We start from the raw sequence: 12,898 nt of genomic DNA, 5'->3' as shown, positions 1-12,898 counted from the left end.
GGCTGGATTCCCTCGACCGCCGCTACCTGCGGGCCCTGATCGAGCACTATGGCGGTGGCCCGGCCGGGGTCGAGACCATCGCCTATGCCATCGCCGAGGCCCGCGATGCCGTCGAGGACGTCATCGAGCCCTATCTGATGCAGCAGGGCTTCATCCAGCGCACGCCGCGCGGCCGGGTGGCCTGCGGCAAGGCCTATCTGCATCTGGGCCTGAAGGCCCCGGCAGCGCCTCAGGGCCAGGCGGGGTTGTTCGGGGAGGAGTGATCTGATCACTTGCCCCCTCCGCGCTTCGCGCTCCTCCCCCGGAGGGGGAAGAGGAAGTGCGCCGATCCCTCTTCCCCCTTTTGGGGGAAGACGATCGCGAAGCGATCCGTAGGGGGCAAGTCGAAGGGAGCTAGTGAATTGACCACCCCTGAACCCACCGCCGGCGTGTTCCACGGCCGCGAGCACCAGCTGCCCGTCCGGATCTATTACGAAGACACCGACTTCTCCGGCATCGTCTACCACGCCAACTACCTGCGCTATTTCGAGCGGGGGCGGAGCGACTTCTTCCGGCTGATCGGCATCTCGCATACCGAGTTGGCTGAAGCCGACACCGCGTTCGCGATTATCCGCATGGAGCTGGACTTCAAGCGTTCGGCCAGGATCGACGATGCCCTGATGGTGCGCACCACCTTCGACAGCGTCAAGGGGCCGCGCCTGTTCGTGACGCAGCGGGTCACGCGGGGCGACGAGTTGATCTGTCAGGCCCAAGGCGTCGCCGTCTGCATCAGCCTGGACGGTCGCCCGCGCAAGCCGACGGCCCGGATGCTGGTCCAGATGGCCCCCTGGCTCGAGGACGCCGAAACCCCGAAAGCCTGATTGAAGTCGATTTTCGGGATCCCCCGACGATTGTCATAGTTTCACCAAAGCGCCGCTTCATGCCACTAAGGCGCTACTTGTTTTGACGCCCCAACGGAGCAGGACCCCCGCATGGACGCCGCCGCCGCCGCCCCCGTCAGTTTCTCGTTCCTGTCCCTGTTTCTGCAGGCCGACTGGGTGGTCAAGGCGGTGATGATCGGCCTGATCCTCGCCTCACTGGGATCTTGGGCGGTGATCCTCGACAAGCTGTTCCGCTTCGGCGCGCTGAACCGTGCGGCCGAGAAGTTCGAGAGCCAGGTCGGCTCGGGCCGGTCGCTCGAAGACGTGGCCGGCGAAGCGGGTTCGAACCCGCGTCATCCGCTGCCGCGCATGCTGCAGGCCGCGCTACGCGAATGGCGCGAGGCCAAGGCGCGTGGGCCGATCAATGAGAGCCAGGCCGCCTTCCTGGTCCAGCGCATCGACCGCATCCTCGACACGATGATCGCCCGCGAGACCACCAAGGTCGAGGAAGGGCTGGGCAGCCTGGCCATCGTGGCAACCGCCAGCCCGTTCATCGGACTGTTCGGCACGGTCTGGGGGATAATGCACGCCTTCCAGAACATCGCGATCCAGAAGAACACCTCGCTGGCCGTGGTGGCCCCGTCGATCGCCGAGGCCCTGTTTGCCACCGCCATTGGTCTGGTCGCGGCCATTCCGGCCTATATCGCCTACAACAAGTTCTCGACCGACGCGGGCAAGTATGCCGGCCGCCTGGAAGGCTTCGCCGACGACCTGTCTACCGCGATCCAGCGTCGCCTGGCCGAGAAGGTCTAGGCCGATGGCCATGTCCGCCAATGACGCCTTCGCCACCGGTGGGCGCCGCGGTCGCCGGCGCGGTCGCCGCTCGCGCGGAGCCCTGTCGGAAATCAATGTCACGCCGCTGGTCGACGTGATGCTGGTGCTGCTGATCATCTTCATGATCAGCGCGCCGCTGCTGACCGCCGGCGTGCCGCTGGAACTGCCCAAGACTGAAGCGGCCGCCCTGCAGAACCAGCAGGAGCCCATTACCGTCTCGATCAATCGCGAGGGCGAGATCTATGTCGGCGAGGCCCAGATTCCGTTCCAGAATCTGGGGCCGCGCATCTCGGCCATCGCCGGGGACGGCTATGACAAGCCGATCTTCGTGCGGGCTGACGGCGCAGCCACCTATGCCATTGTCGCCCAGACCATGGCGGCCCTGTCCAGCGCCGGCTTTACCAAGATCAACCTGATCACCGAGACCGGCGGCCCGACGTCCGGCGCGGCACCCCGCGACGCCCAGCCGGAAGGCGCGGGCGACCTGCGGCCCGCCCAATAGGTCGCGGATGAGCGACTCCCGCGACACCGGCTTTTCGCCGGCCCTGATCGGATCGGTTGTCCTGCACGGGGCCGTCGCGGCGGCGATCCTGGTCGGCTGGCCGTGGAAGACGCCCATACCCATCACCCTGGGCGAGAGCGTGCCGGTGACGATTGTCACCGAGGGCCCCACCAATGTGCGGCCGGCCGAGGAAGCCCTGGTCGAGCAGACGGCCCAGACCGAGGATCCTGTCCCTCAGGCCTCGCCCCAGCCTCCTGCTCCGGTACCGGCCCCGGTCCCCAGCCCGGCCCAGGCCCCGCCGTCGAAGGCTGCGCCCAAGCCGGTGCCTTCGCCCAAGCCGGTGCCCAGGACCCCGGCGCAGACCCGCAAGGCCGAGAACGACTTCTTCGACTCGCTGGAGGCCACCATCTCGAAGGCGAAAGCCTCGACCGGCAAACCCGTGGCCAATGCGCCCAAGGGGCCGAGCCGGCCGGAGACCTCGGTCTCGGCCCGTCCGGCGGCCGGGGCGGCGACCGGTCTGTCTGCGGCGGCCCTCGGTCGCCTGCAGGGCGAGGTCCAGGACCGCTGGAATCCCAATTGCGAGGTTGAGGGCGGCTCCAACGTCAATGTGCGGGTCGTGTTCGTCATCGGCCCCGGCGGCCGTGTGGTGGGTCAGCCGGAATCGCCCGGCACCAGTTCCCCGGATTTCGTCGTGAAGGCTGCGTCCGACCGTGCAGTTCGGGCCCTGTTGCAGGCCTCGCCGTTCGCCTATCTGCCGTCTGACCTCTACGGTCAGAAAATCGCCCTGAACTTCAACGCAAAACAGGCCTGCTCCCGATGATGTCGCCGAAGGGAAACGTGATGCGCTTGAAAGTTCTGATGCTGATGGCCGTCGCCCTGCTGGGCGGCGTGGCCCTGGCCGGGCCTGCCGCAGCCCAGATCGAGGTCGATATCAATGCCGGCGCGGTCAAGCCGCTGCCCATCGCCGTGCCGGCCTTTTCCGGTTCGGGGCGCGGCGCGGAGATCGCCCAGGTCATTACCGGCAATCTGGAGCGCTCGGGTCTGTTCCAGCCGCTGAACGTCTCCAGCGTGTCGGACAAGTTGCCCGACGTGAACGTCCAGCCACGCTTCCCGGACTGGCAGGCGACCGGGGCCCAGGCCCTGATCAACGGCCAGGTGACCGTCGGCCCCGACGGCGGCCTGCGGGTCGACTTCCGGCTTTGGGACGTGTTCAGCCAGCAGCAACTGCTGGGCCTGCAGTTCTCGTCGACACCCGACAACTGGCGGCGGGTCGCGCACAAGATCAGCGACGCCGTCTATGAGCGGCTAACCGGCGAGAAGGGCTATTTCGATACCCGCGTGGCCTTTGTCGCCGAGAGCGGCCCCAAGCTGGCCCGCATCAAGCGGCTGGCGATCATGGACCAGGACGGGGCCAATCCGCAGTTCCTGACCGACGGCTCCTACATCGTCATGACCCCTCGCTTCTCGGCCACCAGCCAGGAGCTGACCTATATGGCCCTGCGGCCGACCGGGTCGTCGATCTACCTGCTGAACCTGGAAACCAGCCGCCAGGAAACGGTCGGCCGCTTCCCGGGGATGGTGTTCGCGCCCCGTTTTTCGCCGGACGGCTCCAAGGTCGCATTCTCGGTCGAGAAGGGCGGCAACAGCGATATCTACGTGCTCGACCTGCGCAGCCGCCAGTCGACCCGGATTACCACCGACCCCTCCATCGACACGTCGCCGTCGTTCTCGCCTGACGGCAGCAAGATCGTCTTCAACTCCGACCGCGGCGGTCAGGCCCAGCTCTATGTCATGAATGCCGACGGCTCCGGCGTGCGCCGGATCTCCTATGGCGGGGGGCGCTATACGACCCCGGTCTGGAGCCCGCGCGGCGACTTCATCGCCTTCACCAAGCAGACCGGTGGCCAGTTCCATATCGGCGTGATGCGGACCGACGGCTCTGACGAGCGCCTGCTGACCACCAGCTATCTCGATGAGGGGCCCACCTGGGCGCCGAACGGGCGGGTGCTGATGTACTTCCGCGAGGGCTCGGGCGGCACGCCGCGGCTCTGGACGGTCGACATCACCGGCCGGATCCTGCGCCCTGCGGCCTATCAGGGCGCGGCGTCGGACCCTGCCTGGTCACCGCTGCTCGACTGATCGCCATGTGACCCGGCCACGGGCGCAACCGTGGCTTCACACCCACGTTGTATTGCCGGTTCACCTTGCAAGTGAATCCAGGTCCCGGCAGGGTCAGGGAACGCCATTGTGGAGTTTGGGTGGGTTTTGACTGTCGCGTCGAGGTCGTCGGCGTCTATCAAACGAAGCCAAACTGGAGTTTTGAGGAGAAGCTGGATGAACTTCGACACCCAACGCGCCGCTAGACTGGCCCTGATCGGCCTCGCCGCTGCCTCGCTCGCAGCCTGCGCCTCGCGGCCAAAGCCCGAGCCTGTCGCCCCGCAGCAACCCGCTCCGGTCGCGCAGCCGGCCGAGCCGGCCAAGCCCTATACGCCGCCGCCGGCGCCGGCCCAGCCGATCGGCCCGATCCCCGGCTCGGCCCAGGACTTCGTCGTCAATATCGGCGAGCGGATCTATTTCGACACCGACGAATATGTCGTCCGCGCCGACGCCCAGCCCCTGCTGGCCGGTCAGGCCCAGTGGCTGAACCGCTATCCGTCCGTCAAGGTCCGGATCGAGGGCAATGCCGACGAGCGCGGCACCCGCGAGTACAACCTGGCCCTCGGCGCCCGCCGCGCCAATGCCGTGCGTGACTTCCTGGTCGCCCAGGGTGTTGCGGCCGCGCGCATCGAGACCCTGTCCTATGGCAAGGAACGCCCGATCGACGCCGGCACCACCGAAGAAGCCTGGGCCAAGAACCGTAACGCTCGCACCGCCCTGACCGACGGCGCGCGCTAGAGTCCAGCCTTCCTCCTCTGCGGGGAAGACCCGGGATCGGGGCGGGGCATGTCCGCAGGAGCGGGCCGCTTCGCCCCCATCATCAGACCCTCCCCCAACCGGGGGAGGGCTTTCTGCGTCGCCGCCCCACTTTTGTCCGCAATCAGGGCATACTTGCCGTCATGACCGTCAAAGCCGTCTTTCTCGCCGTCCTTCTGGCCAGCTCTGCCGTTCCGGCCGTAGCTCAGACGCCGATGCCCGATCCCCTGGATGACCGCTCGGCCAAGCGCCTCGAGCGCATGGAGAAGGTCGTCCGCGAACTGCGCTCGATCGTGTTTCAGGGCCGCGACACCGGCAAGCCCGTCGTCGTCCAGCCGGCCGAGACCGACGCCCAGATCGCGACCCTGGGCGAACGGATCGGCGATCTCGAAGAGACCCTGCGGCGGGCCAACGGCCAGAACGAAGCGCTCACCCATGATCTCGACCAGGCCCGTCGCGCCGCCGGCGAGCAGAAGGCGAGGGGCGACGCGCTTGAGACCCGGCTGGCGACGCTTGAAACGCGCCTGACGGCCCTCGAGACCGCTGCGGCGGCGGCCGCTGCGGCCGTCACGACCGCTGCCGAGGCGCCGCCGCCGCCCGCGCCGCCTGCGGATCCGGCCGAGGCCTTCAAGGCGGCGCGCCAGCTGCTGCTTGACGGTGACTATGCCAATGCCGGGACGGCCTTCGAGACCTTCGTGACCAATTATCCCGACAGTCCGCGCACGCCTGAGGCGCGCTACTGGCTCGGCGAGACCCTGTTCGTGCGGGAAGCCTACGGCGATGCCGCCGGGGCCTATATCGGCGCGATCCGGGGCTGGCCCCAGACGGCCTGGGCGCCGGATGCCACCCTGAAGCTTTCACGGGCCCTGGTCGCCCTGAAGAAGCCCGCTGACGCCTGCAAGACCCTGGATGAGCTGGGACGGCGCTATCCCAAGGCTCCGCCGGCGGTCCTGTCGCGCGCGGCGTCCACCCGCGTCGCGGCCAAGTGCGCCTGACCACGGCCCGGGCCGCCCTCGACCGGCGGCTGGATCCCGGCCACGATGCGCCCCTGGCCGTCGGCTTTTCCGGCGGCGGCGATTCGCTGGCGCTTCTGAAACTGACCCTCGACTGGGCGCGGGACCACGGCCGTCGGGTTCTGAGCCTGACGGTCGATCACGGTCTGCAGGCCGACAGCGCGCGCTGGACCCGGGAGGCCGTGGCGAGGGCTCAGGCCCTTGGCGCCGAGGCCCGCTCTCTGGCGTGGACCGGCCCAAAGCCACTGTCCGGCGTGCCGGCTGCGGCCCGCCGGGCCCGGCACGCCCTGCTGGCCCGGGCCACGCGTGAGGCCGGCGGGCGTGTGCTGCTGCTGGGCCATACCCTCGACGACTGCCAGGAGGCCGCCGCCATGCGGGCCGCGGGCTCCACGGTATCCGATCCGCGCGACTGGGCTCCGTCGCCCGTCTGGCCGGAGGGGCAGGGCGTGTTCCTCCTGCGCCCGCTGCTTGCGGTCCGTCGCGAGACCTTGCGCGAAGCCCTGCGGGCCGAGGGCGAAACCTGGCTGGAGGATCCGGCCAATGATGACCTGAGCTATGCCCGCCCGCGCGCCCGGCGGGCCCTGACAGGGCCGGCGCGCGATCCCGTGCCGGCTGGAAAGCCGTCGGGTCCGGCCGTTCCTCCGGCCTACGAGGGCACGGCCGCCGGGCTGCTGTACCTGCCGCGCGACGTGTCGGCAGCGCCTCTGGCCATGGCCTGCCTGTGTATGGGCGGGACGGAGAGGCCCCCCCGGGGCGATCGCGTGCAGGCCCTGACGGACCGGCTCCGGGCAGGCGAGGCCTTCACCGCCACCCTGGCCGGCGCCCGGCTTCAGGCCATTGCAGGCCAGGATCGGCTCATGCTGTGCCGCGAGGCGGGCGAGAGGGCGCGCGGCGGTCTGGCTGACCTTGACGTCGCCCCGGGCGAGACCGGAGTCTGGGACGGCCGCTATGGGTTCACGGCTGCGGGGGGTGCCCTGCGGATCACCGCCCTGCGTGGCTGGGTAACAGGCTTGCCCAGGGACCAGCGCGAGGCGCTCAGGGCCATTCCGGCACCGGCGCGAGGTGCGCTTCCCGCCGTACTCGCGCTTGACGGCACGGTTCGTTGTCCCGTCCTGGGCGGCCCGGGACTTGCACCGCAGACAGGCCTGGGATTTGAGGTGCTCTTTCTGGAACGGTTCAGGGCCGCGATCGGCCTGATCGACCAAGAAAGCGTGACCTGACGTCGCGTACGTGGCGCAAGCGCTCGCGACGTCCTATCTTTGTCGGCCGAAGCCTTTCGTTGGGAAGACGAGCGTATGAATTTCAGGAACCTGGCCATCTGGCTGGTGATTGCGGCGGCCCTCGCGGTCACGTTCTTTGTCACCCAGACCGCACACCCGCAGAGCGGCGGCGAGATCAGCTATTCGCAATTGCTGCGCAAGGTCGACAATGGCGAGATCAAGTCGGCGGATATCGCCGGACAGGTCGTCTCGGCCAAGGACAGCTCCGACAAGGTGCTGACCGTCAATGCCCCTATCAATTCCGACGAACTGGTCAACCGTCTGGTGGCCAAGGGCGCGGACGTGAAGTTCAAGGGCGGCGGCATCAGCCTGTTCGCCATCATCATGAACCTGCTCCCGATCATCCTCGTGATCGGGGTGTGGTTCTTCCTGATGCGCCAGATGCAGGGCGGAGCCAAAGGAGCCATGGGTTTTGGCAAGTCCAAGGCCCGGCTGCTGACCGAGAACAAGAACCGCGTCGTGTTCGATGACGTGGCCGGCGTCGACGAGGCCAAGGAAGAACTGCAGGAAATCGTCGATTTCCTGAAGGACCCGGCCAAGTTCCAGCGCCTGGGCGGCAAGATTCCCAAGGGTGCCCTGCTGATCGGCCCTCCCGGTACCGGCAAGACCCTGATCGCCCGCGCCGTCGCGGGTGAGGCGGGCGTGCCCTTCTTCACGATCTCGGGTTCGGACTTTGTCGAAATGTTCGTCGGTGTCGGTGCCAGCCGCGTGCGCGACATGTTCGAGCAGGCCAAGAAGAACGCCCCCTGCATCATCTTCATCGACGAAATCGACGCCGTCGGTCGCCATCGCGGCGCCGGACTCGGTGGTGGCAATGACGAGCGCGAGCAGACCCTCAACCAGCTGCTGGTCGAGATGGACGGCTTCGAGGCCAATGAAGGCATCATACTGATCGCGGCGACCAACCGTCCCGACGTGCTGGATCCGGCCCTGCTGCGTCCGGGCCGCTTCGACCGTCAGGTCGTGGTGCCCAATCCTGACGTTTCGGGCCGCGAGAAGATCCTGCGCGTCCACATGAAGAACATCCCCCTGGCCGCCGATGTCGACGTGCGCACCCTGGCGCGCGGCACGCCGGGCTTCTCCGGTGCGGACCTGGCCAACCTGGTCAACGAAGCGGCCCTGACCGCTGCCCGCAAGAACCGTCGCATGGTCACCATGCACGACTTCGAGCACGCCAAGGACAAGGTCATGATGGGGGCCGAGCGCCGCTCGATGGCCATGAGCGATGCCGAAAAGAAGCTGACCGCCTATCACGAGGGCGGCCACGCCCTGGTGGCCCTGCGCGTCCCCGTCGCCGATCCGGTCCACAAGGCCACCATCGTGCCGCGCGGCCGGGCTCTCGGCATGGTCATGCAGCTTCCCGAGGGCGATCGCTACTCGATGAGCTTCGACATGATGACCTCCCGCCTGGCGATCATGATGGCCGGCCGGGTGGCCGAGGAATTGATCTTCGGCAAGGAGAAGATCACCTCGGGTGCGTCTAGCGACATCAGTGCCGCCACCGGCCTGGCCCGAAACATGGTCACCCGCTGGGGCTTCTCGGACAAGCTGGGCACGGTCGCCTATGGTGACAACCAGGACGAGGTGTTCCTGGGCCATTCGGTGGCCCGTACCCAGAACGTCTCGCCCGAGACCATGATCACCATCGACGCCGAGGTTCGCCGCCTTGTGAAGACCGGCGAAGACGAAGCCCGCCGGATCCTGACCGACGAGCTCGACAATCTCCATCAGGTGGCCAAGGCGCTGCTGGAGTTTGAAACCCTCAGCGGCGATGAGATCATCGGCATCATGAAGGGCGTTCAGCCTGTTCGAAAGGACGAGGAAGAGACCAAGCCGTCGGGCCCCTCAGCCTCGGTGCCGGTCTCGCCGACCAGCGTCACGGCCTGATCCCTTCCGGTTTCACGGCGCGACTCGGCGTTGTGGCTCCGGACCTGGAAACAAGAAGCCGGATCGGTTCGCCGATCCGGCTTTTTCTTTGCGCGCTACGCCCTTGGCCCGACGTCGCGCAGGTTCTAGACCTTGGTGACGAGGACCGGAGCGCGCAGACGAGATGAAGACGGCAATGATCGCCCTGATGGCCAGTGTGGCGATGGCGGGCACGGCGAACGCCGCCGAAATGATCAACCGCGACGGCATGACCGGCCCTGAAGTCGCGGCCTGGCTCCAGAAGGCGGGCTACAAGGCAGCGCTATCCAAGGACAGCAGCGGCGATCCGATGATCGAGAGCGCAGCGGACGGCACCAACTTCAAGATCTATTTCTACGACTGCAAGGACGACCGCTGCAAAGCCCTGCAGTTCTCGGCCGGCTTTGACCTGAAGCAGCCGCTGAAGCTGGAGAAGGCCAATGAGTGGAACACCAAGAACCGCTATCTGAAGACCTATCTGGACGAGGAAGGCGATCCCTACGTCCAGTATGACGTCAATGTGAATGCCGGGCGGACGCTCGAGGGGCTCAAGGACGACTTTGAGCTCTGGGTCGGCATGCTGCCCGATTTCACCACCTTCATCGGCTGGTGACCGTGAGGGCATCGCGACCCCGCGTGATGGGGGTCGTCAACGTCACACCCGACAGCTTCTCCGACGGCGGGCAGTTCATCGATCCGGACGCGGCGCTGGACCAGGCCCTCAAGCTGGTGGCTGACGGTGCCGACATCCTCGATATCGGCGGCGAGAGCACCCGGCCCGGCGCAACGCCGGTCAGCGAGGCCGAGGAGATGGCGCGGGTGGTGCCGCTGATCGCCGCCCTCCGGGCGAGGAGCGCGGTGACGATCTCGATCGATACGATGAAGCCGGCCGTGGCCCGGGCGGCTGTGGCGGCCGGGGCCGGCATCTGGAACGATGTCACTGCGCTGCGCCATGCCCCGGAAGCCCCGGACGTCGCCGCCGAACTGGGCTGTGAGGTCGTCTTGATGCACATGCTGGGCGATCCGGGCACCATGCAGGCCGCTCCGACCTATGGCGACGTTGTGGGGGAGGTCGAGGCCTTCCTGCTGGCGCGGGTCGAGGTGGCCCTGGCCGCCGGTGTGAGTCGGGACAGGCTGTGGCTGGACCCCGGCATCGGCTTTGGGAAAACGCTGGCGCATAATCTGGCCCTTCTGGCGGCCCTGCCACGATTTGTCGCACTCGGCTTCCCGGTGCTGCTGGGGGCGAGCCGCAAGCGGTTCATCGCGGCCCTCGATTGCCGGGGCGAGGCGGCTGACGCGCGCCTGGGCGGATCGCTGGCCGCACATCTGGCCGGAGCCGCGGCCGGGGTCGCGGCGGTGCGGGTGCATGACGTCTTCGAGACCGCCCAGGCCCTTGTGGTCCAGGAGGCCATCCAGGCGGCCCCTGAACCGCGCACCTAGTCCGGAAAGCCCCCGGTCTGGCGCAGGGCCTCGCCGAGCGCCATGGAAGCCGTGGTGGCCAGATTCATCGACCGGGCCTCAGGGCGCAGTGGAATGACGAGTCGCCCCTCGGCCGCGGCATGGACCTCGTCGGGCGCGCCCCGGCTTTCATTGCCGAACAACAGGGTGTCGCCCGGTGCGAAGGCGAATCGATGAAACGGCGTGGCCCCGCGGGTCGTGAACAGCAGCAGTCGTCCTTCACTCCGTTCGGGTGCCGCCAGGAAGGCCTGCCAGGAATCGTGGCGTTTCATGTGGGCGAGGGGACCATAGTCGAGCGCCGCCCGCTTCAGGCTCTTGTCGTCCAGCGGAAAGCTGCAAGGCTCGATAATGTCGAGGCCGACCCCGAAACACGCTGCCAAACGTATCGCGGCACCGACGTTTTGAGGAATGCCCGGTTGAAAAAGTGCCACACGCATTCTAAGCGAACCAACCACAGGGGCAGCAGGGACATTGCTGCGAATCGAAAGGACTTGCGGACTCGCGCCGTGCGTCCGATAGGACGAACTGACCGCTGCCTTGTGGCGGAGATCCGCTTGCGGGTCGAGACAAGATACGGCGCCGCAAGGCGCTCCTCCTGGCCGGCCGGTTTCTCGGCGCGGCGGAATCGAAGGGTGACTTAAGGTGGCCGACACCGCCGTGGGCGCAACAAACGAACCGGAACATGGGTCTGATCCCAACCGGCGTGACTTCATCTATATCGCAGCCATCGCCGCCGCCGCTGGCGCCGGCGCTTCGCTGGTCTGGCCGTTCGTCGACCAGATGAACCCCTCGGCCGACACACTGGCCCTGGCTTCGACCGAGTTCGACCTGACCAAGGTCGCCGACGGTCAGCAGGTGACCCTGAAGTGGCGCGGCAAGCCGCTGTTCGTGCGCAACCGCACGAAGGCGGAAATCGCTGCGGCGGTGAAGGACGACAACGCGGCCCTGAAGGACCCGCAGACCGACGCGGAGCGGGTCAAGCCGGGCAAGGCCCAGTGGCTCGTCCTGATCGGGTCGTGCACGCACCTCGGTTGCGTCCCGACCTTCGGCGGCGGTGACTTTGGCGGGTGGTTCTGCCCCTGCCACGGTTCGCACTACGACACCTCGGGCCGGATCCGTAAGGGTCCCGCTCCGAAGAACCTCGCGGTTCCGGAGTACGCCTTCCTGTCCGACACCAAGGTCAAGATCGGTTAAGCGAGATGAGCGGACATTCGACCTATCAACCGAAGACCGGTTTCGAGCGTTGGCTCGACGCCCGCCTTCCTATCGTGCGCCTCGGCTACGACAGCTTCGTCGACTACCCGACGCCGCGTAACCTGAACTACTGGTACACCTTCGGCGGCATTCTTTCGCTGTGCCTGGCCTCCCAGCTGATCACCGGCATCATCCTGGTGATGCACTACAATGTGGGTGACGCGTTCAACAGCGTCGAACACATCATGCGTGACGTGAACTACGGCTGGCTGATCCGCTACATGCACGCCAACGGCGCGTCGATGTTCTTCATCGCCGTCTATATCCACATGTTCCGCGGCCTCTACTACGGGTCCTACAAGGCCCCGCGTGAAGTGCTCTGGATCCTCGGTTGCGTGATCTACCTGCTGATGATGGCCACCGCCTTCATGGGCTACGTCCTGCCCTGGGGCCAGATGTCCTTCCACGGCGCGGTCGTCATCACCAACCTGTTCGGCGCGCTGCCGATCGTTGGTCCGGCGATCACCACCTGGCTGTGGGGCGGCTTCGCGGTCGACACCCCGACCCTGAACCGCTTCTTCTCGCTGCACTACCTGCTGCCCTTCATGATCGCGGGCGTCGTGATCCTGCACATCTGGGCCCTGCACGTGGTCGGCCAGAACAACCCGACCGGCGTCGAGCCCAAGTCGAAGGCCGATACCCTGCCCTTCACGCCGTATGCGACGGTGAAGGACGGCTTCGCGATGAGCGTGTTCCTGATCCTCTTTGCGATCTTCGTCTTCTACCTGCCGAACGCCCTGGGCCACTCGGACAACTACATCCCGGCGAACCCGCTGGTGACCCCGGCCCACATCGTTCCGGAATGGTACTTCCTGCCGTTCTACGCGATCCTGCGGGCCGTGCCGGACAAGCTGATGGGCGTTCTGGCCATGTTCGGTG

General features: G+C 67.1%; 15 protein-coding genes. 14 read left to right on the top strand and 1 reads right to left on the bottom strand.

Annotation, left to right across the window (positions count from 1 at the left end; genetic code table 11):
• The 12 genes from DBR10_RS20115 to folP all read left to right on the top strand — a co-directional run.
• A partial coding sequence (locus DBR10_RS20115) for a Holliday junction DNA helicase RuvB C-terminal domain-containing protein (RefSeq protein ID WP_272482608.1) occupies nt 1–263 on the top strand: 263 nt, incomplete at its 5' end.
• Nucleotides 264–401: 138 nt separating this feature from the next.
• Nucleotides 402–860 carry a YbgC/FadM family acyl-CoA thioesterase gene (locus tag DBR10_RS14080; protein WP_108503965.1) on the top strand — a complete coding sequence of 153 codons (459 nt, stop codon included), beginning with the start codon at nt 402–404 and terminating at the stop codon, nt 858–860.
• A gap of 111 nt (nt 861–971) precedes the next feature.
• On the top strand, nt 972–1,673 hold the full coding sequence (gene tolQ, locus DBR10_RS14075; RefSeq protein WP_108503966.1) for a protein TolQ: 702 nt from the start codon (nt 972–974) through the stop codon (nt 1,671–1,673).
• Nucleotides 1,674–1,677: 4 nt separating this feature from the next.
• Nucleotides 1,678–2,196: an ExbD/TolR family protein gene (locus DBR10_RS14070; RefSeq protein WP_108503967.1), complete on the top strand. Its 519-nt coding sequence runs from the start codon at nt 1,678–1,680 to the stop codon at nt 2,194–2,196.
• Nucleotides 2,197–2,203: 7 nt separating this feature from the next.
• Nucleotides 2,204–3,016 (top strand): cell envelope integrity protein TolA, encoded by an 813-nt coding sequence (tolA, locus tag DBR10_RS14065; protein WP_108503968.1) that lies wholly within the window; start codon nt 2,204–2,206, stop codon nt 3,014–3,016.
• Nucleotides 3,017–3,036: 20 nt separating this feature from the next.
• Complete coding sequence (gene tolB, locus DBR10_RS14060; protein ID WP_108556444.1) at nt 3,037–4,335, top strand: Tol-Pal system beta propeller repeat protein TolB; 1,299 nt, start codon at nt 3,037–3,039, stop codon at nt 4,333–4,335.
• A 180-nt stretch (nt 4,336–4,515) separates the two neighbouring features.
• A complete protein-coding gene (gene pal, locus DBR10_RS14055) occupies nt 4,516–5,091 on the top strand; it encodes a peptidoglycan-associated lipoprotein Pal (protein WP_108556440.1) in 576 nt (191 codons plus the stop codon).
• 161 nt (nt 5,092–5,252) lie between these two features.
• The gene (ybgF, locus tag DBR10_RS14050; RefSeq protein ID WP_108506281.1) at nt 5,253–6,104 is read left to right on the top strand and encodes a tol-pal system protein YbgF; all 852 of its coding nucleotides are present in this window, start codon (nt 5,253–5,255) and stop codon (nt 6,102–6,104) included.
• Nucleotides 6,095–7,342, top strand: coding sequence for a tRNA lysidine(34) synthetase TilS (tilS, locus tag DBR10_RS14045; RefSeq protein WP_108556439.1), 1,248 nt, complete (start codon nt 6,095–6,097; stop codon nt 7,340–7,342). The genes ybgF and tilS overlap by 10 nt, the downstream gene beginning before the upstream one ends.
• Before the next feature lie 75 nt (nt 7,343–7,417).
• On the top strand, nt 7,418–9,289 hold the full coding sequence (gene ftsH / locus DBR10_RS14040; protein WP_108506282.1) for an ATP-dependent zinc metalloprotease FtsH: 1,872 nt from the start codon (nt 7,418–7,420) through the stop codon (nt 9,287–9,289).
• A gap of 163 nt (nt 9,290–9,452) precedes the next feature.
• On the top strand, nt 9,453–9,920 hold the full coding sequence (locus DBR10_RS14035) for a YbjN domain-containing protein (protein ID WP_108489918.1): 468 nt from the start codon (nt 9,453–9,455) through the stop codon (nt 9,918–9,920).
• 26 nt (nt 9,921–9,946) lie between these two features.
• Nucleotides 9,947–10,747: a dihydropteroate synthase gene (folP, locus tag DBR10_RS14030; RefSeq protein ID WP_108506283.1), complete on the top strand. Its 801-nt coding sequence runs from the start codon at nt 9,947–9,949 to the stop codon at nt 10,745–10,747.
• Here the strand turns inward: folP and DBR10_RS14025 are convergent.
• Nucleotides 10,744–11,202 (bottom strand): tRNA (cytidine(34)-2'-O)-methyltransferase, encoded by a 459-nt coding sequence (locus DBR10_RS14025; protein ID WP_108506284.1) that lies wholly within the window; start codon nt 11,200–11,202, stop codon nt 10,744–10,746. The genes folP and DBR10_RS14025 overlap by 4 nt on opposite strands.
• Nucleotides 11,203–11,407: 205 nt before the next feature.
• Here DBR10_RS14025 and petA point away from each other — a divergent pair, with 205 nt between their 5' ends.
• Both petA and DBR10_RS14015 read left to right on the top strand, forming a co-directional pair.
• Nucleotides 11,408–11,959 (top strand): ubiquinol-cytochrome c reductase iron-sulfur subunit, encoded by a 552-nt coding sequence (gene petA / locus DBR10_RS14020; RefSeq protein ID WP_108506285.1) that lies wholly within the window; start codon nt 11,408–11,410, stop codon nt 11,957–11,959.
• Between the two features lie 5 nt (nt 11,960–11,964).
• The coding region (locus DBR10_RS14015) for a cytochrome b (RefSeq protein WP_442861120.1) at nt 11,965–12,898 on the top strand (934 nt) is incomplete at its 3' end.

This window comes from Caulobacter sp. HMWF025, assembly GCF_003060965.1.
Taxonomy (GTDB): domain Bacteria; phylum Pseudomonadota; class Alphaproteobacteria; order Caulobacterales; family Caulobacteraceae; genus Caulobacter.
The sequence above is the reverse complement of the archived record's forward strand: the minus strand, read 5'-3'. Positions and strand labels throughout refer to the sequence as shown.

Excerpts from the sequence above, each read along its gene's own strand:
- tolQ (WP_108503966.1), top strand. The coding sequence starts at position 972 with ATGGACGCCGCCGCCGCCGCCCCCGTCAGTTTCTCGTTCCTGTCCCTG.
- folP (WP_108506283.1), top strand. The coding sequence starts at position 9,947 with ATGGGGGTCGTCAACGTCACACCCGACAGCTTCTCCGACGGCGGGCAG.
- DBR10_RS14070 (WP_108503967.1), top strand. The coding sequence starts at position 1,678 with ATGGCCATGTCCGCCAATGACGCCTTCGCCACCGGTGGGCGCCGCGGT.
- ybgF (WP_108506281.1), top strand. The coding sequence starts at position 5,253 with ATGACCGTCAAAGCCGTCTTTCTCGCCGTCCTTCTGGCCAGCTCTGCC.
- tolB (WP_108556444.1), top strand. The coding sequence starts at position 3,037 with ATGCGCTTGAAAGTTCTGATGCTGATGGCCGTCGCCCTGCTGGGCGGC.
- ftsH (WP_108506282.1), top strand. The coding sequence starts at position 7,418 with ATGAATTTCAGGAACCTGGCCATCTGGCTGGTGATTGCGGCGGCCCTC.
- DBR10_RS14025 (WP_108506284.1), bottom strand. The coding sequence starts at position 11,202 with ATGCGTGTGGCACTTTTTCAACCGGGCATTCCTCAAAACGTCGGTGCC.
- DBR10_RS14035 (WP_108489918.1), top strand. The coding sequence starts at position 9,453 with ATGAAGACGGCAATGATCGCCCTGATGGCCAGTGTGGCGATGGCGGGC.
- tolA (WP_108503968.1), top strand. The coding sequence starts at position 2,204 with ATGAGCGACTCCCGCGACACCGGCTTTTCGCCGGCCCTGATCGGATCG.